Consider the following 20162-nt stretch of genomic DNA (forward strand, 5'->3'; position numbering starts at 1 on the left):
CCCGGTGCCCAGCGACTGAGACGTGTCACGCTCGCCGTGAGACGGCCCGGTCGGCGGTGTGAGCTGCGGGTCGACCGCCCGGAGCAGGTGCTTTCGGGCGGTGGCCGGTCCGCGCCGTGCCGGACGCAGTCTAGGGAGATCACTGGACCGCCGTGGGGCCCGGCCGTGTCGGCCGTGGCGCGCTCGTACGGGTGGACGAAGCGCGGACGTGTCGCGCTGTCGCCCCTCCCCCGGCGTCGGGTAATGTGCGGCGCATGTTCGCGCACTCGCACCAGACCTGGTGGTGGACCGCTCATCCGGCGGCCCACTGACTGCGCGTACGCAAGACTTCGCGAAGGCCGCCCGAGGGGCGGCCTTCGGCGTTTTCCGGGGTCGTTCCTCTCCGATGTGAGAAGGAACAGGACCGATGAACCTGCTCGACCTGCTGGACGATCCCCGCCCGTTCGCCCTGCTGTGCCGCCGTACCCCCGGCCGCTCCACCGACGAGGGCGGCACGGTGGAGGTGCTGCTCGGGCCCGTGGCCGGGTACGACCGGCTCGCCGACCTGCCCGACGAGGCCCTCGCGCTCATCCCCTTCCGCCAGATCCGTGAGCGCGGTTTCGACGTCCGCGACGACGGCACGCCGCTCGTGGCGCTCACGCCCGAGGAGACGCACGAGCTGCCGCTGGAGCGGGCCCTGGCCCAGCTCCCGGCGCACGACGTGCGTGTCGAGGGCGGCGGCTTCGACGTCGGCGACGAGGAGTACGCCGGGATCGTCGGGCGCGTGCTGCGCGAGGAGATCGGACGCGGCGAAGGGGCGAACTTCGTCATCAGGCGTACGTACGAGGGGGAGATCCCGGGGTTCGGGAAGGCCGACGCGCTGGCCCTCTTCCGGCGGCTGCTGGTCGGCGAGCGGGGCGCGTACTGGACGTACGTCGTGCACACCGGGAACCGGACGCTGGTCGGGGCGAGCCCGGAGGTGCACGTGCGGATGTCCGGCGGGACCGTGGTGATGAACCCGATCAGCGGGACGTACCGCTACCCCGCCGGGGGACCCTCCGCCGAGGGTCTGCTCGGCTTCCTCGCCGACGGCAAGGAGATCGAGGAGCTCTCCATGGTCGTGGACGAGGAACTCAAGATGATGTGCACGGTCGGTGACATGGGCGGGGTCGTGATCGGGCCGCGACTCAAGGAGATGGCCCATCTCGCGCACACCGAGTACGAGTTGCGGGGCCGGTCCTCGCTGGACGCGCGCGAGGTCCTGAAGGAGACCATGTTCGCGGCGACGGTCACCGGGTCGCCGGTGCAGAACGCGTGCCGGGTGATCGAGCGGTACGAGCCCCTCGGGCGGGACGGTGTCGGGCGCGGCTACTACGCGGGGGCGCTGGCCCTGCTCGGGCGGGACGCGGGCGGCGCCCAGACCCTCGACTCCCCCATCCTCATCCGGACCGCCGACATCGACGCGGACGGCCGGCTGCGGGTGCCGGTGGGCGCCACCCTGGTCCGGGGCTCGGACCCGGCGGGCGAGGTCGCGGAGACGCATGCGAAGGCGGCGGGGGTGCTCGCGGCGCTGGGGGTCGTGGAGGGGAGCCCGCGCGCACCGGGCGTACGGCCGGGGCTGGCCGACGATCCGCGGGTGCAGGCCGCGCTCGACGGCCGGCGGGCCTCGCTCGCGCCGTTCTGGCTGCGGATGCAGGAGCGGACCGACTCCCTGGAGGGCCATGCCCTCGTGGTGGACGGGGAGGACACCTTCACCGCGATGCTCGCGCACGTGCTGCGGTCGTCGGGGCTGGAGGTGACCGTGCGGCGGTACGACGAGCCGGGGCTGCGGGAGACGGTCCGCGCGCACACGGGTCCGGTCGTGCTCGGTCCCGGCCCCGGTGACCCCGCCGACACGGCCGACCCCAAGATGCGGTTCCTGCGCGGCCTCGCGTCCGAGGTGATCCGGGAGCACCGGCACGGGGTGCTCGGCGTGTGCCTGGGCCACGAGCTGATCGCAGCGGAGCTGGGCCTGGAGATCGTCCGCAAGGAGGTCCCGTACCAGGGCGCGCAGACCACGATCGATCTGTTCGGGCGGGCGGAGACCGTCGGCTTCTACAACAGCTTCGTGGCGCGCTGCGACGAGGAGGCGGCGGCGGAGCTGGCGGCCCACGGCGTCGAGGTCGCCCGGAGCGGCGCCGGAGAGGTGCACGCGCTGCGCGGGCCCGGGTTCGCGGGTGTCCAGTTCCATCCGGAGTCGGTGCTGACGCTGAACGGGACCGCCGTGGTACGGGAGCTGATCGCTCAGCTGCGCGGCGCCGGTACGTTGTCCGAGCGGCGGCCGGCGGTGTAGTCGAGGTCGCCGGGATCGCGCGTCCGGCGCGCGGACCGGCGCCGGCGAGGGCGGTTCCCGCGGGCCCGGAACGCCGCCGCGCCGCCACGGGTAGGACGTGGCGGCGCGGCGGCGGGCGGCTCAGCCGAAGAAGACGCCGACCTCCTCGTACAGCTTGGGGTCGACCGTCTTCAGCTTGGCCGTGGCCTCCGCGATCGGGACCCGGACGATGTCCGTGCCGCGCAGGGCGACCATCTTGCCGAAGTCGCCGTCACGGACGGCCTCGATGGCGTGCAGACCGAAGCGGGTGGCGAGCCAGCGGTCGAAGGCACTGGGGGTGCCGCCGCGCTGGACGTGGCCGAGGACCGTGGTGCGGGCCTCCTTGCCGGTCCGCCTCTCGATCTCCTTGGCCAGCCACTCCCCGACGCCGGAGAGCCGGACGTGACCGAAGGAGTCGAGCGTGCCGTCCTTCAGCACCGCGTCGCCGTCCTTGGGCATGGCGCCCTCGGCGACGACCACGATCGGGGCGTACGAGGCCTTGAAGCGCGACGTGACCCAGGCGCAGACCTGGTCGACGTCGAAGCGCTGTTCGGGGATGAGGATGACGTTCGCGCCGCCCGCGAGCCCGGAGTGGATGGCGATCCAGCCGGCGTGACGGCCCATCACCTCGACGACGAGGACGCGCATGTGCGACTCGGCGGTCGTGTGCAGGCGGTCGATCGCCTCCGTCGCGATGCCGACCGCCGTGTCGAAGCCGAAGGTGTAGTCGGTGGCGGACAGGTCGTTGTCGATGGTCTTCGGAACACCGATGACATGGATGCCGTACTCGTCGTGCAGGCGCGCGGCCACGCCCAGGGTGTCCTCGCCGCCGATCGCGATGAGCGCCTCGACCTCCTGCTTGGCGAGGTTCTCCTTGATGCGCCGGATGCCGTTCTCCTGCTTGAGCGGATTCGTCCGCGAGGAGCCGAGGATGGTGCCGCCACGGGGCAGGATGCCGCGTACGGCGGGGATGTCGAGCCGGACGGTGTCGTTCTCGAGCGGCCCGCGCCAGCCGTCGCGGAAGCCGACGAAGTCGTAGTCGTACTCCTGCACGCCCTTGCGGACGATGCCCCGGATGACGGCGTTGAGTCCGGGGCAGTCGCCGCCTCCGGTCAGTACTCCGACCCGCATGGAAAAGTCCCTTCGCCGCGATTGCCTGAGGGGACTCACGCTAATAGTGATCCAGGTCACTTCGTTATGGGGCGGAAGGGCAATTCCGTTGAAATGTGCGGGTGTTGATCACTCATCATTCACTCGATGGTGGACAACACCGGGTTTACGCCTCGTCGAGACCACGTTCTATGGCATAGCGGACCAGCTCCACCCGGTTGTGCAGCTGGAGCTTGCCCAGGGTGTTCTGCACATGGTTCTGGACCGTGCGGTGGGAGATGACCAGCCGCTCGGCGATCTGCTTGTAGCTCAGACCCTTCGCCACCAGACGGAGCACCTCGGTCTCACGGTCGGTCAGCTGCGGGGCCTTGGGCTCGCCCGCGCCAGCGGCCGGCACGGGCTCGGAGGCGAGCCTGCGGTACTCGCCGAGGACCAGACCCGCGAGACCCGGGGTGAACACCGGGTCGCCGACCGCCGTACGGCGCACCGCGTCGGTCAGTTCCTCCGTGGACGCCGACTTCAGCAGATAGCCGGTCGCCCCGGATTTCACCGCCTCCAGGACGTCGGCGTGCTCACCGCTGGCCGACAGTACGAGGACGCGCAGCGCGGGGTTGGCTCCGACCAGCTCCTTGCAGACCTGGACACCGGGCTTGGCCGGCAGGTTCAGGTCGAGGACGAGTACGTCCGGGCCGACGGCCCGCGCACGCCGCACCGCCTGTTCGCCGTCGCCCGCCGTGGCCACCACGGCGAAACCGGCCGCGGCGAGATCACGGGCCACGGCGTCGCGCCACATGGGGTGGTCGTCCACCACCATGACCTTGATCGGGTCCTCGCCCACCTGCTGCTCCGCCTCCGTCGTGTCCGCCATGTCCCTCATCGCCGTTCTGCCTTCCCCCGTCAGACCTTCGGTACCTTCAGCTCGACCTCGGTGCCCTGGCCCGGGACCGAGATCAGTTCGGCCGCGCCGCCCAGCTCGCGCAGCCGGCACGCGGATCGACAGGGCCACCCCGAGCCGCCCCTCCCCCTCGGCCTGCGCGAGCCGCCCTCCGGGATGCCGGGGCCGTCGTCGCGCACGGTGACGATCACCGTGTCCGGCTCGTCCTCGACCAGGATCCACGCGCGGGCGCTCTCCCCGACGTGCTTGCGCACGTTGTCCAGGGCGGCACCGACGGCCGCGGCCAGCTCCCGGGCGGCCACCGGGGTCAGCGGCACCGGGGCGCCCGGCTCCGAGAGCGTCACGCGCGCGGTGGCGTACCGGGCGAGCAGCACGCGCAGATCGACGGGGCTCCCGTCGTCGTCCGGCTCCTCGACGGCCCGTACGACCGCGCCGAGCGCGGCGTCCTCGGAGACCCGCGAGACGGGCAGCAGGCCGCCGGAGACCAGCGTGCGCAGCGCCACCTCCTGCTCGCCGGCCAGCCGGCCCAGCTCCGCGGCCTCGCCGCCGAGGGCGCTGCCGCGCCGCTGCACCATGGCGAGGACCTGCAGGACCCCGTCGTGGATGTCCCGGGCGAGGCGCTCGCGTTCGCGGGTGGCGGCCTCGATCTCCAGGGCGCGGGCGAGGGTGAGCTCGGAGGCGCGGGCGACCTCGACGACGTAGCCGATGGCGATGGACGCGACCCAGACGAGGATCACGTTGTGGACGGTGTCACGGGTGGGGGCGCCGCGCTCGACGAGGTTGGCGGCCGCGACGAGCGTGGAGGCGAAGGCCGCCCAGCGCCAGCCGCCCTTGATGGCGAAGGCCAGGACGGAGCCCGCGGTCCATATCGACGGGAGCGTGGGGCCGCCGTCCACGATGCTGTGGTGGGTGACGGCGACCGGCGTGAGCAGGATGCCGGTGAGCGCCACGGCCAGGTCGACGGCGAGGAAGCGCTTGGTGCAGCTCGCCGCGTTCGCGACCCTGGGCAGGGTCGCCAGGGTCCAGACGAACAGGACGGCGTAGTAGCCGACGGCCACCCAGGGGTGGGCGAACCTGCCCGTCGCGGCGACGAAGAGCCCGATCGCGTACAGCATCGTCAGCACGCGGTAGGCGGAGAGCGCACGCCACAGCGGCAGCTCGACCGACATCCTCATGACTCTCTCGCGCCTGGCCATGCCCCCCCACCCCACCGCCCCGACGAACGCGTCTAGGAGCCGCCCGCCCGTCCCTCTTCGGTCTCGGCCGCCTTCGCGGCCTCCTTCTGCGCCTGTTCGGCTTCCTTCTGCGCCTGCTTCTCGGCCTTCGCCGCGTCCGTGATCTGCCGCTTGGCGGCGGTCGCGTAGATGTCGACGTACTCCTGGCCGGAGAGCTTCATGATCTCGTACATGACCTCGTCGGTCACCGCGCGCAGCACGAAGCGGTCGTGCTCCATGCCGGCGTACCGGCCGAAGTCGAGCGGCTTGCCGATGCGGATGCCCGGGCGCATCAGCTTGGGCATCACCTTGCCCGGCGGCTGGATCTTCTCGGTGTCGATCATGGCGACCGGGATGACCGGCGCGCCGGTGGCGAGGGCCACGCGCGCGAGGCCGCCCGGCTTGCCCCTGTACAGGCGTCCGTCGGGCGAGCGCGTGCCCTCCGGGTAGATGCCGAACAGCTCGCCGCGCTCGATGACGTCGATACCGCTCTTGACCGCAGCCTCGCCCGCGCCGCGCGCGCCGGAGCGGTCCACCGGGAGCTGGCCCACACCCTTGAAGAACGCGGCGGTCATCCTGCCCTTGACGCCAGGCGTCGTGAAGTACTCGGCCTTCGCGATGAAGGTCACCTTGCGGTCGAGGACCGCGGGCAGGAAGAACGAGTCCGAGAACGACAGATGATTGCTTGCCAGGATGGCGGGGCCCTCGGCGGGAATGTTCTCGAGGCCTTCCACCCAGGGCCTGAAGGCGAGCTTCAGCGGCCCTCCGATGGAAAACTTCATGGCGCCGTAGATCAACCGAATGCCTCCTGTGTCGTCGCTCAGACCTTATCCCGGAGGACTGTCAAAGGACCCGACGACCCTGGTCGGTGTCAGTGCGGTCGCGTACGGTGAAGTACGCCCGGATCTCCCGGGGTCGTGTTCCGCCTCCGTTCGGGTCGCCCGTCTTGTTCCGGTCCGCCCACCCGCCTTGTCCCGTTCCGCCCGTCCTGACGAACAGGAGACCGAAGGTGCCGGTCCTTCCTGGAGCCGAGCCGTTCCGCCACGAGGGCGGAGAGGTCGGCGTCCTCCTCTGCCACGGATTCACCGGGTCCCCCCAGTCGCTGCGCCCCTGGGCCGAGTTCCTCGCCGAGCGCGGGCTGACCGTCGCGCTCCCGCTGCTGCCCGGACACGGCACGCGCTGGGAGGACATGCAGCTCACCGGCTGGCAGGACTGGTACGCGGAGGTGGACCGCGAACTGCGCGCCCTGCGGGAACGCTGCACCCGGGTGTTCGTCTTCGGCCTCTCCCTGGGCGGCGCGCTGGCCCTGCGGCTGGCGGCGAAGCACGGGGACGAGGTGAGCGGCGTCGTCGTCGTCAACCCGGCGAACAGGGTGCACGGGGCCGCCGCGTACGCCCTTCCCGTGCTGCGTCACTTCGTACCGACCGTGGGCGGCATCGCGAGCGACATCGCGAAGGAGGGTGTCACGGAACTGGGCTACGACCGGGTGCCGCTGCGGGCCGCGCACTCCATGCGGAACTTCTACCGGATCGTCGACGGGGAGCTGCCGCAGGTCACCCAGCCGCTCCTGCTGCTGCGCAGCCCGCAGGACCATGTGGTGCCGCCGGTGGACTCGGCCCGCGTACTGAGCCGGGTGTCCTCCACGGACGTGACGGAGATCCTCCTGGAACAGAGCTACCACGTGGCGACGTTGGACCATGACGCGGACCGGGTCTTCGAGGAGAGCTACGCGTTCATCGGCCGGCTCGCGCCCGGTGTCGGCGAGCGGTCCGACGCGGTTCAGGCGGGTCAGCAGGAAGGGACGGCCACTGGTGGCTGAGCAGGACGCGGAGCGCGGCGAGCCCGATGAGAAGGGCGTGCCCGTCGGCGGGCCCCCGGGGGACGAGCAGAGCGTGCCGTTCGACGAGGACGCCGCGTGGCAGGCGATCGTCGAGGGGTACGGCGAGGAGCCGAAGGACCCGCCCGGCGCGAACCCGTTCAAGTCGGTCGAGGACCTGGCCCTCCTCGATCCCGAGACGAACGGCACCCCCACAGGTCGCGGGGGCAGGTCCGGGCAGCGGGCCAAGGGCGACGCGAACGACACCGAGAAGGCCGGCAAGGCCGACAAGGCGGATGCGGCGGACAAGGCCGACGGAAGCGACGAGGGCGGGGACGGGCCCTCCGCGGCCCAGGCTCTCGGCAGCTCCGTCTCCTTCGCGCCCGGCGTCGGCGGCCCGCGCGACTACCGGACGGCGGAGCCCGCCGAGGAGGACTTCGACGAGGACGACGAGGGCCATTTCGTGCCGCCCGAGCCGCCTCCGCTGCCGGCCGCCGACACCACGGCCAAGTTCGCCTGGCTCGCCGTCATCGGCGGTCCGATCGTGCTCCTGCTGGCCATCCTGCTCGGCTGGGACATGACGTGGTGGCTCGCCACCGTGGGCATCGGCGGCTTCCTCGGCGGCTTCGCCACCCTCGTGATGCGGATGAACCCCGACGACGAGGACGAGGACGATCCTGGGCGGGGCGCGGTGGTCTGAGACCGTCCCCGCGCGCGAGCGTCCCGGGACGGGTGTCCTGGACGGGCGTCATGGGACGGGTGTCTCCGGCTCGACGTGTCAGGACGGACGTGTCGGGCCGGACGTCTCGGCACCGACGTCTCAGGACGCCGGCACTCTGAGGGCGGCCAGCACGGGCAGGTGGTCCGTGGCCGCTCTCAGGTCCCTCTCCGTCACGCCGGGGTGGCCCAGGGGCACCCCGCACCCCAGGACCTCGATGCCTTTCGTCGCGAAGACCGCGTCGATACGGCGGTGCGGCGCGTCGCGGATCCAGGTGTGCTCGGCACCCCAGGGGCGGGTCGCCCAGCCGTCCTGGAGGGAGGCCGCGAGGCGCTCGAAGGTGCGGCCGTCGGGGAGGTCGTTGAGGTCGCCGCCCGCCACGACGTGCGGGGTGCCGAGGGCGGCGACGCGGTCCAGGAGCATGGCGCCCTGCTCATGACGCTCGTCCGCGTCGAGCGACAGGTGGCAGCTCAGGACGCCCAGGCGAGCGCCGCCGAAGCGGACCACGGCCGTGGCGAAGCCCCGGCGGAACTGGCCGGGGGTGAGCGGGAGCAGGACGTCCTCGGTGCGTTCGACGGTGGCCCGCAGGGAGCACAGGAGTGCGGGGCCGGCCGCCGGGGCGCCACCGGACAGGATCATCTGGCCGGAGGCCGCCGCGAGACGGGCCAGCTTCTTGCGCCAGCGGAAGAAGCGCGGGGCTTCCTGGATCAGGACCAGGTCCGGCGCGCAGGCGCTGATCACCCGCGCGAGGGCGTCGGTGTCGTCGCGCATCGAGCGGATGTTGTAGCTGAGCACCCGGATCACGGCGGAGCCGTCGGGTTCGGTGTGGGAGTCGGGCAGCGGGGTCGTCGCCATGCGGATCAAGATACGGGGGCGCTCCGCTGGGTGGGGGGAAAATCGCGGTCGGGCCGGTTCTCGGGTGCGGGCGGGTCGTGGCTGGTCGCGCAGTTCCCCGCGCCCCTATGGGGCACGGCAGCGCGCCGGAATCCTGGAAGCGGGGCCGTCGGCTGCCGCCCGCACCCCGAAGATCCCCCGCACGCCGGCAATGCCCCCGGGGGGAATCGCGGCCGGGTCGGCTCTCGGGTGCGGGAGACGTCGTGGCTGGTCGCGCAGTTCCCCGCGCCTCTGCGGGGCGACTGAGGGTGGGCCCCCGGCCCGATGGGCTCGCCGCACGACAGCGCCCGCCGGCTTCGTGGGGCGCGGCGGGCGGTGTCGGGTGACTGTGTGTGGCGCGGGCGTCACATGATCGGGTCGGGCTCCCGGGCCAGGTCCGCCGCGCCCACGAGGCCGGCCTTGTTGCCGAGCTGGGCGGCGATCACATCGGCCACGGGGCGCCAGTTGCCTCCGACGAGCCAGCGCTTGTACGACTTACGGATGGGGTCGAGGACCAGCTCGCCCTCGTCCGACAGACCGCCGCCGACGATGAAGGCCGACGGGTCGAAGAGCGAGGCGAGGTCGGCGAGACCGGCGCCGGCCCAGCGGGCCAGCTCCCGGTAGGAGTCCACCGCCACCGGGTCGCCCTGCCGGGCCGCCATCGAGATGTGCTTGCCCTCGATGCCGTCGGGGTTGCCGTCGCCCAGCGCGAGCAGGATCTCCGCGTGCTCGGGGGTCGCGTTGGCGCGCTGCTTGGCGTAGCGGACGAGGGCGCGCCCGGAGGCGTACTGCTCCCAGCAGCCCTGCGAGCCGCAGCCGCACAGCAGACCGTCCGGCACCATCCGGATGTGCCCGAACTCGGCGGCGACGCCGAAGTGCCCGCGGCGCAGCTTGTTGCCGATGATGATGCCGCCGCCGAGGCCCGTGCCCAGCGTGATGCAGATGACGTTCCGGTGGCCCTTGCCCGCGCCGAACTTGTACTCGCCCCACGCCGCCGCGTTCGCGTCGTTCTCCACCACGACCGGCAGCCCGACACGCGCCTCGACCTCGGCCTTGAGCGGCTCCTGCCGCCAGTCGATGTTGGGCGCGAAGTAGACCGTCGAGCGCTGGCGGTTCACGTATCCGGCCGCACCGATGCCCACGCCGACGATGTCGTGACCCGCGCGCGCGCCCTCGACGGCGGCGGCGATGGCGTCCACGATGGCCTGCGGCGTGGTGGGGGTCGGCACCTTGTGGGTCGAGAGGATGTTGCCTTCCTCGTCGACCACACCGGCCGCGATCTTCGTGCCGCCGATATCGACGCCGATGGTGAGTCCCATGAATCCCTCAGTTTCGGTCGAGCCCCGCTACGGCCAACCGTACCCGAGCGGCCTTTAGTCCAAGTCAATCCGCTCCCCCGGACCGGTGCCCTCGTCGCGAGGGCCGGTGTCCCGGGTCGTCCAGCGCCGTTCCTGTGCCTCGACGGCCGAGCGGTACGCGGCGAGCAGCTCGGAGCCCGCGGCGGCGAGGTGGTCGAAGACGTCGGGGTTGCGTTCCATGACCGGCTCGACGGCCGCCCTGGCCTGCTGCACGACCTGGCTGACCATCTGCTGGGCGGTGCCGGAGGCGATCGCTCCGAACAGCGGTGAGTTCAGTCCGGACAGCTTGTCGGTGACCGCGTCGACGAGCTTGCGCAGCTCCTCGGAGGCGGAACCGGGCGGTGGTCCGTACTGGGTACGGCGGCGGGCCTTCTCCGCCGCGAGATCCTCGGCGCACGCCTTCGCCCAGGCGTCGGCGTCGCTGACGCGCGCTTCGTCCACCGCCTCGTGCTGAGCGTCGTCGGACGTGGTGCGCTCTTCGCTCATGGCGGACTCCTGCCTACGTTTCCTCCCTTCGACGTTACCCGAACAGGGGTACCCGGTTCACCGTGTGCGCGGCCACAGATCCGGGTCCGGCGCGAAACGGATCCGCAGTTCTCCCTCGCGCAGCGCCGCGCCGTCCACGGCGCAGCGGCGCAGCGCGGACGGCAGCGGCAGGATCCGGCGGAACTGCCCCACGGTGACGACCAGTTCGTCGCCCCTGCGGATCAGGTCCAGTTCCTCGCGTATCGCGCCGGGGAGCGGGATGTGCCACACGAGGACGCCGTCGTCGGCGAGGTGGTCGCGGACGGGCCACTCGACCGGGGGTGGCGTTTCGTTGACACCGGGCAGCGGGAGCGCGCCGAGGTCGTCGGTGCCGCGCGGGTCGCGGCCCAGGTGCGGGATCTCGTGGACGGTGTACGCCTCCCGCCACTCGTCGAGGGCCTTGCGCTGCTGGGCGGCGAGGGCGCCCAGCCAGGTGTCCGGGCTGGCCGCGGGCAGTACGCGGTTGGCGAGCAGCGTCTCGACGCGCAGGCCGCGCAGGGCGAGGCCGGTGACGGCGGTGCGGGCGGCGTCGGTGCCGGCCGGTCCGGGCTCGGCGACCACCCGTACGGTCGTGGCGCGGTCCTCGACGACCGCTTCCACGGCGGCCAGCTCGACGTCCCAGCGTGCCGCCGTCTCGTACAGCCACTCGGCGGGCATCGGAACGCCGGCGAGTCGGCCGAGGACGGGCCTCAGGGCCCGGGCGGCCTGGCGTTCCGCGGGCAGCAGGCGGCGCAGATAGCGGCGGAGCTCCTCGGGGAGCGCGAGCAGGGCGAGGGCCTGCGGGGTCGGGGGAAGGTCCACGACCAGGAGGTCGAAGGTGTCCGAGGTCGCCGCGTCGCGCAGGGCGCGCAGCAGGGCCAGCTCCTCCGCACCGGGCAGGGGGGTGAGCTCCTCGGCGTCCAGCCGGGCGGCGCCGAGCAGGTCGAGGGCGGTGGTCGCGCGGTCCTGGAAGGCGGTGAGGTCCTCGCGGAAGCGTTCCGTCGCGTCGGGACGCCAGGTGGTGAGGCCGGGGGCGGCTTCGGTGGGCTCCGCGCCCGTGCGGGTGCCGAGCGCCGCTCCGAGGGTGTCGGTGCGGTCGGCGCTCAGCAGCAGGGTGCGGGTGCCCTCGCCCGCGGCCTTCAGCGCGGTGGCCGCCGCGAGGGTCGTACGGCCGGTACCGCCGGAGCCGGTGATCAGGATGGTGCGCATGGGAGGGAACGCTACCCGCGCCGGGCGTCCCCACCGCCCCGCCCCGTCGCCGGTCTGCTCCCGCAGGCCAGGACCCGACCCCGTCCGTCTCGGTGAGGACAGGGGTCGGCCCGCCGAAAACCGGGGTGGGTCCGCGGACGGACCGGGCCGGCTCATGTACGGACGGCCGGAGTCAGCCCGGCCGCCGGACGGGGTCAGACCGCGTCGCCCGACTCCACCCGCTTCTTCAGGCCCGCCAGGGCGCGGTCGATGATGACCTTCTCGGCCTTGCGCTTGATCATGCCGAGCATGGGGATCTTGACGTCGACCGTCAGTCGGTAGGTGACCTCGGTGGCGCCGGTGCCCGCGGGCTCGAGGAGGTACGAGCCGTCCAGGGAGCGCAGCATCTGGGACTTGACGAGGGTCCAGGAGACCTCGTGGTCGCCGGTCCAGGTGTACCCCAGGGTCTGGTCGTCCTTGATCGCGCCGGCGTCCATGACGAGGCGTACCTGCTCGGCGCGGCCCTGCCCGTCCGTGCCGAGCACCTCGGCCTCCTTCACCTCGCCGGTCCAGTCCGGGTAGCGGGCGAAGTCGGCGATGACCGCCATGACGTCAGCCGGTGCCGCCTCGATCGTGATGCTCGAGCTGGTGTGTTCAGCCATCGCCGTGGCTCCTCCAGGTGCGGTCCGGTGAGGGAGGGTGGTGCGCACGTGTGTGCAGCGTGAAGGCTACCGCGCGCCGACCGAACCATCGCCACCCCACCTGGGGTTCACCATTCCAGCGCCCAGGGCCTCCCCGACCCGGCGAAGTGCCCGACGTTCACGCACTCCGTCGCGCCGATCCGCATCCGCCGGACGAGCGGCTGGTGGACGTGGCCGAAGAGCGCGTAGCGGGGGCGCGTGCGGCGGATCGCGTCGAGCAGGGCGCGGGACCCGCGTTCGAAGCGGCGCGCCACCGTGTCGTACACCAGATCGGGTACATCCGGCGGGATGTGCGTGCAGAGCACGTCGACCTCGCCGACCGCCTCGACCTTCGCCGCGTACTCCTCGTCACTGATCTCGTAGGGCGTGCGCATGGGGGTGCGCAGGCCGCCGCCGACGAAGCCGAAGACCCGGCCGCCGATCTCCACGCGCTCGCCGTCGAGGACGGTGGTGCCGGGTCCGGCGTACTCCGCCCACAACGGAGGCATGTCGACATTGCCGTAGGTGGCGTACGTCGGTGTCGGGAACGCGGCGAACAGCTCGGCGTACTGCTTGCGCACCGCCTTCTCGATGACCCCGAGGCGGTCCATCCCCACGCCGGCCCACAGGCGTGCCCCGAACTCGCGCGCCTCCGTGAAGCGGCGGGCGGTGCGCAGCTCGACCAGCCGGTCGGCGTTCTCCGTGCCGAAGAGGTCGGGGAAGATGCCCCGCGAGTGGTCGGCGTAGTCGAGGAAGAGCACCAGGTCACCGAGGCAGATCAGGGCGTCGGCGCCGTCGCCGGCCCGGGCGAGGTCACGTGCGTTGCCGTGCACGTCACTCACCACATGAATGCGCGTCCTGCGGTTGCCGCCTGGTGTGGGTGCCATGGCGATCAAGCGTAGGCCTGTGCGGCAAACGTGAACAGAGGCGGTCGGACCTGCGGTTACTGGCACGCCGAGAAGAGCGTGGACTACTGTGCGCGAAGGAACGCCAACCTGTGTGACGCAGGGAACATCTGGCCGGGACCCCCTATCGAAACCGCCGTACCGGTGGGTAACGTCCGGGCAGTCCAGTCGTACTCAGGATTTCAACAACGATGTTCCCGAGTACCTGCCCGAGCCTTGGACCGCACCGTCGCATCACACAGAGTCGTGGCGCCGGCGCCCTATGAGGAGCAGCAGTCTTGCGCGAGTTCAGCCTTCCGGCTTTGTACGAGGTCCCTGCGGACGGAAACCTGACCGACATCGTCCGCAGAAACGCCGCGCAGCATCCCGACGTCGCCGTCATCGCCCGCAAGGTGGGCGGCACGTGGACGGACGTCACCGCCACCGTGTTCCTCGCGGAGGTTCGGGCCGCTGCCAAGGGTCTGATCGCCTCGGGTGTGCAGCCCGGCGACCGGGTCGGTCTGATGTCCCGTACGCGTTACGAGTGGACGCTGCTCGACTTCGCCATCTGGAGCGCGGGCGCCGTCACCGTGCCGGTGTACGAGACCAGCTCGGCGGAGCAGGTGCAGTGGATACTCGGCGACTCGGGTGCGACCGCCTGCATCGTCGAGCTGCCGGTGCACGCGGCCTCCGTGGAGTCGGTGCGCGAGCGACTGCCCGCCCTCAAGCACGTCTGGCAGATCGAGGCCGGCGGGGTGGAGGAGCTGGGCCGTGCCGGCCAGGACGTCAGTGACGCCACGGTCGAGGAGCGCAGCTCGCTGGCCAAGGCCGACGACCCGGCGACCATCGTCTACACGAGCGGCACGACCGGCCGTCCGAAGGGCTGTGTGCTCACCCACCGCGCCTTCTTCGCCGAGTGCGGCAACATCGTGGAGCGGCTGCGTCCGCTGTTCCGCACGGGCGAGTGCTCCGTGCTGCTGTTCCTCCCCCTCGCCCATGTCTTCGGACGTCTCGTGCAGGTCGCGCCGATGATGGCGCCGATCAAGCTGGGCTGTGTCCCGGACATCAAGAACCTCACCGACGAGCTGGCCGCGTTCCGGCCGACGCTGATCCTCGGTGTGCCGCGTGTCTTCGAGAAGGTCTACAACTCGGCGCGCGCCAAGGCGCAGGCGGACGGCAAGGGCAAGATCTTCGACAAGGCCGCGGACACCGCGATCGCCTACAGCCGCGCGCTGGACACCCCGTCCGGCCCCTCGCTCGGCCTGAAGATCAAGTACAGGACCTTCGACAAGCTGGTCTACAGCAAGCTGCGTGCGGTGCTGGGCGGTCGCGGCGAGTACGCCATCTCCGGCGGCGCCCCGCTCGGCGAGCGGCTCGGGCACTTCTTCCGCGGCATCGGCTTCACGGTCCTGGAGGGCTACGGCCTGACCGAGTCCTGCGCGGCCACCGCCTTCAACCCCTGGGACCGGACGAAGATCGGCACGGTCGGCCAGCCGCTGCCGGGTTCGGTGATCCGCATCGCGGACGACGGCGAGGTGCTGCTGCACGGCGAGCACCTGTTCAAGGGGTACTGGAACAACGAGGCCGCCACCGCGGAGGCGCTGGCCGACGGCTGGTTCCACACGGGCGACATCGGCACCCTCGACGAGGACGGCTACCTCCGTATCACCGGCCGCAAGAAGGAGATCATCGTCACCGCGGGCGGTAAGAACGTCGCCCCGGCCGTGATCGAGGACCGCATCCGGGCGCACGCGCTGGTCGCGGAGTGCATGGTGGTCGGCGACGGACGTCCGTTCGTCGGCGCGCTGATCACCGTCGACGAGGAGTTCCTGGGCCGCTGGTGCGCGGAGCACGGCAAACCGGCGGGTTCCACCGCGGCGTCGCTGCGTGATGACCCGGATCTCGTACGGACGATCCAGGACGCGGTCGACGACGGCAACGCCGCGGTGTCGAAGGCGGAATCGGTGCGGAAGTTCCGCATTCTGTCCTCCCAGTTCAGCGAGGAGTCGGGCCACCTGACGCCGTCCCTGAAGCTCAAGCGCAACGTGGTGGCGAAGGACTACGCGGACGAGATCGAGGCGATCTACCGGGGCTGACCCCGGCGCGTCCGGCTCAGGCGCACGGTTCTACGGCTCTCATGGCGCGGTGTCCTCGGCGAGGATCCGCGCCATGCCGCGTTCCGCGAGCGCGGTGATCGTCACGAACGGGTTGACGCCGATCGAGCCCGGCACCAGCGAGCCGTCGGTGATGTACAGGTGCGGATAGCCCTTCACCCGGCCGTAGTTGTCGGTCGCCCTGCCCAGCACGCAGCCGCCGAGCGGGTGGTAGCAGAAGTCGTCGGCGAAGGTCTTGTTGCCGCCGAAGAGGTCGTAGCGGTAGATCGTCGCGTTGGCCGCGTTGATCCGGTCGAAGAGCTTCTTGGCCATGCTCACCGAGACCGCGCTCTGGGCCGCGGTCCAGCCGAGCTTCGCGGAGTCCGTGGCGGCGTCGTAGGTGAAGGACGCGCGCTCCGGGTTCTTGGTGATCGCCAGGTAGAGGCTGATCCAGTGTTCCAACCCCATGGGCAGCGGGGCGATTTCGGCGAAGACGGGGTTGGAGGTGTTCGCCCAGTCGTCGATCCCCATCACGGGCATCGTGGCCTGGTTGGCGCCGACGGTGTCCCAGATGTGGTTGGCGCGGCCGGTCATGACGTTGCCGTTGGTCCCCCAGCCCGTGCCCACGCTGGCGTCCAGGGCGGGCAGGGCGCCCGTCTCCCTGGCCCGGACGAGGAGTTCGGTGGTGCCGAGGCTGCCGCCGCCCAGGAAGAGGTACGTGCAGCTGTACTGCTTGGTCTCCACCACCGCGCCGGTGACGTCGATCCGGTCGGCGGTCAGGGTGTACGTCCCGTCGGCGGCGCGCTGCACGGCGCGGACCCGCTCCAGGGTGTGGATGGTGACGTTACCGGTGCCGAGCGCGGCGGCGAGGTACGTCTTGTCGAGGCTCTTCTTGCCGTAGTTGTTGCCGTAGATGACCTCGCCCGCGAGCGCCGACTTGGTGGCGGTGCCGGCCGCCTCCCGCTGCATGTAGGCGAAGTCGTAGACGTTCGGCACGAACGTGGTCTTCAGGCCGGCGTTCGCCGCGGCCTTGCGGGAGGTCCGGGTGAACTTGTACCACTCGGTGGACTCGAACCAGGTGGGGTCGACCGTGTTGACACCGAGCATGGTGCGGGCGCGCGGGAAGTAGGTGTTGTACATCTCCGTGGCGTCCACGCCGGGGAACTGCTCGGAGAAGTACGACTGCGGGGGCGTGACGGCCATGCCGCCGTTGACCAGCGAACCGCCGCCGACGCCGCGGCCGACGTAGACGGACATGTGGTCGTAGTGGACGCGGTCCAGGACCCCCGGGTACCGGCCGATGTCCTTGTTGACGAGGTCCAGCCACAGGAACGTGGCGAGCGGGGCCTCGGTGCGGGTGCGGAACCACATGGAGCGCTGGTCGGGGGCGCTGGTGGAACAGAAGACCTTGCCGTCGGAGCCCGCCGTGTTCCAGAGCCTGCCCATCTCGATGACGAGCGTACGGATGCCGGCCTGGCCGAGGCGGAGGGCGGCCACGGCGGCGCCGTAGCCGGAACCGATCACGATCGCGGGGGCGTTGTCGACGGCGGCGGGTTCGGCGGCGTGCGCCGACTGGAGACCGATGCGGGTGAGGCCGACGGTGGCGGCCGTCTGGAGGGCGACCATGCCCAGGATTTGACGTCTTGTCAGGTGACGGTTAGTCATCTGATGATGGGTCAGATTTTCTGTCATGTGCGCAGCATCGGCGGATTATTGGCTTCCGCCTAGGGGCTTCGCCCGGATTTCGAGGAGGTGGGGGTCGCTGTGCGTGGGGATGTGCGGGAGCGTCGGGGTTCTGCGCAGTTCCCCGCGCCCCTGAGGAGGGGGTGGGGGCCACTGTGCGCGGGAATGTGCGGGAGCGCTGTGGCTGAGCGCGCGGTTCCCCGCGCCCCTGAGGAGTCGACGGGGCGGCCGTGAATGCGTGCGGGGCGCCGGGGGTCCTGCGCCGTTCCCCGCGCCCCTGAGGGGGTGGGCTACAGGAGGGTCTTGAGTTTTTCCGCCAGGAGGTCCCAGCGCCACTTCTCCTCGACCCACTCGCGGCCCCGTTCGCCCATGCGCCGGCGGAGTTCCGGGTCGGCGAGGAGGGTGACGATGCGGTCGGCCGAGTCCTCCGGGGAACCGCCCCGCACGACCCAGCCCGTCTCGCCGTCGAGGACCGCGTCGGGCGCGCCGCCCGAGTCGCCGGCGACGACCGGCAGACCGGTCGCGGACGCCTCCAGGTAGACGATGCCGAGACCCTCGACGTCGAGGCCGCCCCGGCGGGTGCGGCAGGGCATCGCGAAGACGTCCCCGGCGCCGAAGTGGGCCGGCAGCTCCGACCACGGCAGCGCTCCGGTGAAGCGGACGGCGTCGGCGACACCGGTCCGGTACGCGAGCCGGCGCAGCTCCTTCTCGTACGGTCCGCCGCCGACGATCAGCAGCACCGCCGCGGGCTCCGCCGCGAGGATGCGCGGCATGGCGAGGATGAGCGTGTCCTGCCCCTTGCGCGGAACCAGGCGGGAGACACAGACCACCACCGGCCGGTCCGCCAGACCGAGCCGGGCGCGGACCTCGGCGCCGCCCGAACCGGGGTGGAACGTCTTCTCGTCGACGCCGGGCGGCAGCTGGACCATGCGCGCGGCCGCGGCCGGGCTCAGCGCGGAGGCGATCCGCGAGCGCGTGTACTCCCCCAGATACGTGACCGTGTCCACGGAGTCGCCGATCCGCCGCAACATCCCGCGCGCGGCGGGCAGTTGAGCCCAGCCGGCCTCGTGACCGTGCGTGGTGGCCACCAGCCGCCCGGCGCCCGCCCGGCGCAGCGCGGGCGCCATCAGGCCGAGCGGGGCCGCCGCCCCGAACCACACCGACGTACAACCGTGTTCGCGCAGCAGCCCGACGGCGCGGCGGGTGACGTCCGGCGTCGGCAGCAGCATCGTCGTACGGTCGCGTACGACGGTGAAGGGCTGTTCGGCGTCGAAGGCCGCCGTCGCCTCGGCACCCTCCCGGCCGCGCTTCCAGGTGGAGGCGTAGACGACGAGCTGCTCGGGGTCCAGGCGCAGCGCCATGTTGTGCAGGAACGCCTGGATGCCGCCGGGGCGGGGCGGGAAGTCGTTGGTCACGATCAGGGTCTTGTCCATCGCGCTCGACAGTACCGAAACCCCCGCGCCCGCTCGCGCCCGGCACACACCCCGCGCACGGCCCCGCTTCTTGGCCCTCGCGCAGTCCGGGACGCCATCATGTCTCCACGCGGAACCGCGCGGGATCCGAACGGACGAGGGCCAGGTGGGCATGACGGGCGCAAGGGGGGCGAGGTTCCCGTACGGACTGCTCGGGGCCTGGATCCTGACCAGGCTGGTGCTGCTGTTCTTCGTCCTGAGAGTGTTCGTGCTGCCCGGCCCGGACGTCACCAGCGACGTCTCGGTGATCTACCAGGGCTGGTACGAGATCCTGCGCACCGGCACCTTCCCTCTCGACGACGTGACCTGGCAGTACCCGCCGGCCGCGTCGCTCGCGATCCTCTCCCCCGGGCTGCTGCCCTTCCTCGACTACCCGTCCGCCTTCTTCGTACTGGCCCTCCTCGCCGACCTGGTGGTGTTCGCGCTGTTGCGGTACGCCGGTGTGCGCCCCGGCAGGACGCTCCGCGGCGCCTGGGTGTGGGTGGCCGGCCTCCCGCTGCTCGGACCGACCGTCTACGCCCGCTACGACGTGATGGTGACGGCCGTGGCGGTCGCCGCGCTGCTCGCGGGGGCCCGTCACCCGCGCGTGATGGGGGCTCTCGCGGGCTTCGGGGCGCTGTTGAAGGTGTGGCCCGTCCTGCTGCTCGCCGGAGCCGTGAAGCGCCGCGCGTGGACCGCGGCGGCGGTGACCGGAGGCGGGATCGCCCTGCTGTTCTGGGCAGCGGTGCCGGGCGCCTTCTCCTTCCTCGCCTTCCAGCGGGGCCGCGGCACCGAGGTGGAGTCGCTGGGCTCCCTGGTCTTCCACGTGGCCCGGCACTTCGGCTGGAGCGGTCAGGTGCTGCTCAACTACGGCTCGGTGGAATTCCTGGGCCCGTACGTGGGCGTGGTGAGCGCGGCGGCCCTGACGCTCACCGCGGCCGCCCTGGCCTGGCTGCTGCTGTGGCGGCTGCGCACCGGACGCATGCGGTCGCACACCCTCGCCGACGCCGCCTTCGTGGCGGTCCTGATGTTCACCGCCACCAGCCGGGTCATCAGCCCGCAGTACATGGTGTGGCTGGTCGGGATCGGCGCCGTCTGTCTGTGTTTCCGGGGCAGCCGGATGACGCCGCCGGTGGCGATGGTGGTGGGCGCGTGCGCCGCGACCGTGCTGGAGTTCCCGGTCTGGTTCTCGCACGTGGTGATCAGCGACTGGCTGGGCGTCACCCTGCTCTTCGCCCGCGACGGGCTGCTGGTGGCCGCCGCGCTGGTGGCCGCCCGCGAACTCTGGTGGGGCACGGTGACCCACCCGGCCCCGACGCTGCCCGCGCAGGCCGCCCGCGCCAGGGAGCCCCTGAGCCCCTCCTGA

The 20162-nt window shown here is 71.8% G+C and carries 18 protein-coding genes; 6 read left to right on the plus strand and 12 right to left on the minus strand.

Going from position 1 to position 20162, the window contains the following annotated elements:
* Positions 1-254: 254 nt before the first annotated feature.
* On the plus strand, positions 255-311 hold the full coding sequence (locus HEP85_RS11660; RefSeq protein WP_148014101.1) for a trp operon leader peptide: 57 nt from the start codon (positions 255-257) through the stop codon (positions 309-311).
* A 95-nt stretch (positions 312-406) separates the two neighbouring features.
* A complete protein-coding gene (locus HEP85_RS11665) occupies positions 407-2311 on the plus strand; it encodes an anthranilate synthase family protein (RefSeq protein ID WP_168527725.1) in 1905 nt (634 codons plus the stop codon).
* Between the two features lie 120 nt (positions 2312-2431).
* Here the strand turns inward: HEP85_RS11665 and HEP85_RS11670 are convergent, their stop codons facing one another.
* From HEP85_RS11670 to HEP85_RS11685, 4 genes are all read right to left on the minus strand, one after another.
* Positions 2432-3460, minus strand: coding sequence for a 6-phosphofructokinase (locus HEP85_RS11670; protein WP_168527726.1), 1029 nt, complete (start codon positions 3458-3460; stop codon positions 2432-2434).
* Positions 3461-3605: 145 nt separating this feature from the next.
* A complete protein-coding gene (locus HEP85_RS11675) occupies positions 3606-4307 on the minus strand; it encodes a response regulator transcription factor (RefSeq protein ID WP_168527727.1) in 702 nt (233 codons plus the stop codon).
* Positions 4308-4336: 29 nt separating this feature from the next.
* The gene (gene macS, locus HEP85_RS11680; RefSeq protein ID WP_369657688.1) at positions 4337-5530 is read right to left on the minus strand and encodes a MacS family sensor histidine kinase; all 1194 of its coding nucleotides are present in this window, start codon (positions 5528-5530) and stop codon (positions 4337-4339) included.
* Between the two features lie 32 nt (positions 5531-5562).
* Positions 5563-6330 carry a 1-acyl-sn-glycerol-3-phosphate acyltransferase gene (locus tag HEP85_RS11685; RefSeq protein WP_248001896.1) on the minus strand — a complete coding sequence of 256 codons (768 nt, stop codon included), beginning with the start codon at positions 6328-6330 and terminating at the stop codon, positions 5563-5565.
* A gap of 227 nt (positions 6331-6557) precedes the next feature.
* Here HEP85_RS11685 and HEP85_RS11690 point away from each other — a divergent pair, with 227 nt between their 5' ends.
* Together HEP85_RS11690 and HEP85_RS11695 are read left to right on the plus strand one after the other, a co-directional pair.
* The gene (locus HEP85_RS11690) at positions 6558-7367 is read left to right on the plus strand and encodes a carboxylesterase (protein WP_168527728.1); all 810 of its coding nucleotides are present in this window, start codon (positions 6558-6560) and stop codon (positions 7365-7367) included.
* On the plus strand, positions 7360-8064 hold the full coding sequence (locus HEP85_RS11695) for a hypothetical protein (protein WP_168527729.1): 705 nt from the start codon (positions 7360-7362) through the stop codon (positions 8062-8064). Before HEP85_RS11690 ends, HEP85_RS11695 begins: the two co-directional genes overlap by 8 nt.
* Before the next feature lie 120 nt (positions 8065-8184).
* Here HEP85_RS11695 and HEP85_RS11700 read toward each other — a convergent pair whose 3' ends face one another.
* From HEP85_RS11700 to HEP85_RS11725, 6 genes are all read right to left on the minus strand, one after another.
* Positions 8185-8937: an endonuclease/exonuclease/phosphatase family protein gene (locus tag HEP85_RS11700; protein ID WP_168527730.1), complete on the minus strand. Its 753-nt coding sequence runs from the start codon at positions 8935-8937 to the stop codon at positions 8185-8187.
* 383 nt (positions 8938-9320) lie between these two features.
* Positions 9321-10274, minus strand: coding sequence for an ROK family glucokinase (locus HEP85_RS11705; RefSeq protein WP_168527731.1), 954 nt, complete (start codon positions 10272-10274; stop codon positions 9321-9323).
* 54 nt (positions 10275-10328) lie between these two features.
* The gene (locus HEP85_RS11710; RefSeq protein ID WP_168527732.1) at positions 10329-10799 is read right to left on the minus strand and encodes a DUF5304 domain-containing protein; all 471 of its coding nucleotides are present in this window, start codon (positions 10797-10799) and stop codon (positions 10329-10331) included.
* A 57-nt stretch (positions 10800-10856) separates the two neighbouring features.
* Positions 10857-12026 carry an ArsA family ATPase gene (locus tag HEP85_RS11715; protein WP_369657689.1) on the minus strand — a complete coding sequence of 390 codons (1170 nt, stop codon included), beginning with the start codon at positions 12024-12026 and terminating at the stop codon, positions 10857-10859.
* A 194-nt stretch (positions 12027-12220) separates the two neighbouring features.
* Positions 12221-12667: an SRPBCC family protein gene (locus HEP85_RS11720; protein WP_168527733.1), complete on the minus strand. Its 447-nt coding sequence runs from the start codon at positions 12665-12667 to the stop codon at positions 12221-12223.
* Positions 12668-12774: 107 nt separating this feature from the next.
* Positions 12775-13572 carry a metallophosphoesterase gene (locus HEP85_RS11725; RefSeq protein ID WP_168527734.1) on the minus strand — a complete coding sequence of 266 codons (798 nt, stop codon included), beginning with the start codon at positions 13570-13572 and terminating at the stop codon, positions 12775-12777.
* 296 nt (positions 13573-13868) lie between these two features.
* On the opposite strand from HEP85_RS11725, the gene HEP85_RS11730 reads away from it, so the two are divergent.
* The gene (locus HEP85_RS11730; protein ID WP_168527735.1) at positions 13869-15665 is read left to right on the plus strand and encodes a long-chain fatty acid--CoA ligase; all 1797 of its coding nucleotides are present in this window, start codon (positions 13869-13871) and stop codon (positions 15663-15665) included.
* A gap of 39 nt (positions 15666-15704) precedes the next feature.
* On the opposite strand, the gene HEP85_RS11735 is transcribed toward HEP85_RS11730, so the two are convergent.
* Positions 15705-17288 (minus strand): GMC oxidoreductase, encoded by a 1584-nt coding sequence (locus HEP85_RS11735; protein WP_168527736.1) that lies wholly within the window; start codon positions 17286-17288, stop codon positions 15705-15707.
* A 347-nt stretch (positions 17289-17635) separates the two neighbouring features.
* Positions 17636-18778 (minus strand): glycosyltransferase family 4 protein, encoded by a 1143-nt coding sequence (locus HEP85_RS11740; RefSeq protein WP_168527737.1) that lies wholly within the window; start codon positions 18776-18778, stop codon positions 17636-17638.
* A 151-nt stretch (positions 18779-18929) separates the two neighbouring features.
* Between HEP85_RS11740 and HEP85_RS11745 the strand changes: the two genes are divergently transcribed.
* Entirely contained in the window at positions 18930-20162 is a 1233-nt protein-coding gene (locus HEP85_RS11745; RefSeq protein ID WP_168527738.1) for a glycosyltransferase family 87 protein, read from the plus strand.

The organism is Streptomyces sp. RPA4-2 (assembly GCF_012273515.2).
Lineage (GTDB): Bacteria > Actinomycetota > Actinomycetes > Streptomycetales > Streptomycetaceae > Streptomyces > Streptomyces kaempferi.